This is a genomic window from Streptomyces sparsus (assembly GCF_054776295.1).
In genome coordinates, this window is sequence record NZ_BAAHCA010001131.1 from 1 (window position 1) to 1,403 (window position 1,403).

1 protein-coding gene is annotated in these 1,403 nt (G+C 74.7%); it reads right to left on the minus strand.

The annotated features are described in order from the left end of the window. Window positions 1-55: 55 nt before the first annotated feature. Window positions 56-1,102 (minus strand): lactonase family protein, encoded by a 1,047-nt coding sequence (locus tag ACYVE9_RS26890; RefSeq protein ID WP_461030498.1) that lies wholly within the window; start codon window positions 1,100-1,102, stop codon window positions 56-58. Window positions 1,103-1,403 lie beyond the last annotated feature (301 nt).

Genomic DNA, 1,403 nt, shown 5'->3' on the forward strand with positions numbered 1-1,403 from the left:
CGCCGCCGGTTCGCCACCGCCTCCGGTGGTCACCGCCCGGCAGGCGGTGACGCGGTCAGCTGAAGACGACGCAACTGACTGCGGGGGCCCGCAGCGCACCCGCGCGCTCCGGAATGCCGGTGGCCGGATCCAGCCGGAACCAGACCACCTCACCGGAGCGCTCGTTCGCCACGTAGAGGCGGCGCCCGGTGGGGTCCAGCGCCAGGTCCCGGGGCCAGTGGCCGCCGCACGGCACGGTGGTGACCAGTTCCGCCCGGTCGCCGTCGAGCGCGAGCACCGCGATGCTGTCGTCACCGCGGTTCGCCGCCCAGGCGAACCGGCCGTCCGCCGAGACGACCAGCCCCGACGGGTGGTTGTCACCCGTCGTGCCCGGCTGCCGGGTGGGGCACTCGCTGACGGGCTCCAGCAGCCCCGCCTCGGCGCTCCAGCGGCAGACCGTGACGACCGAGTCGAGCTCGTGGATGACGTACAGGCGGTCACCGCCGGGGTGGAACGCGAGGTGGCGCGGTCCGCTGCCCGGACGCATCGGGACTTCCTCGTGGCGGCTGGGGGCGGCTCCCGCGTGGTTGAGGCGGTAGATCCAGATCGAGTCGGTGCCCAGGTCGGCGGCGAGCAGCCACCGCCAGTCGGCGTCGGCGACCACGGCGTGCGCGTGCGGTGCTTCCTGCCGTTGCGCGTTCGGCCCGCTGCCCTTGTGCTCGAGCACGGTGAGCCGGCGGCCGTTCGGCGCGCCGTCCGCCCGCACCGGGAGTGAGCTGATGCTGCCCGACGTGTAGTTGGCCGTGAACAGCTGCCCGGCGGCCACCGTGAGGTGGGTGGGCGACGCGCCTCCGATCGTGATGGGCGGAGCGGTGAGCGCGGGTTCGTCCGGGTCGGCGAGGGACAGGGCCGCGACGGCACCGTCCTCCGTCTCGCTCACCGCGTAGAGGACGCCGGAACCGGGCGCCAGCGCGAGGTACGAGGGATCCGGTACGGCGTCGGTCCGGCCCAGCTCCGCGAGCGCCCCGCTGTCCGCGTCGACAGCGGCGGTGATGACCCCCCAGCCACCCGCCGAGGTGAACGATCCGATGTAGGCCCGCTGTCCGCTTCCGGTGACACCCATGGAACCGCCTCTTCCCTGCGCCTGGTCGCGCCGCCCGCACTCCGTCGCGCCGACGGTAACAGTTGGTCTGGACCAGCGGGAGCACGCGGTGGGCCATTCCGCGCGGATCCGCCACATCGAGCCGGCCGACGCGGGCGGCCGATCCGTCACACGGTACCGAGCGGTGCCCTGGGAGCGCTCTGCAGGGGGGCCGCCAGATGGTGCAGCGCGGCCTCGATGCGGTGCAGGTGTGCCAGCGCGCGCTCCGCTCCGGGGTGCCGCTCGGGCAGCTCACCGGCGGCGTCGGGACGGTGCGCGGCGG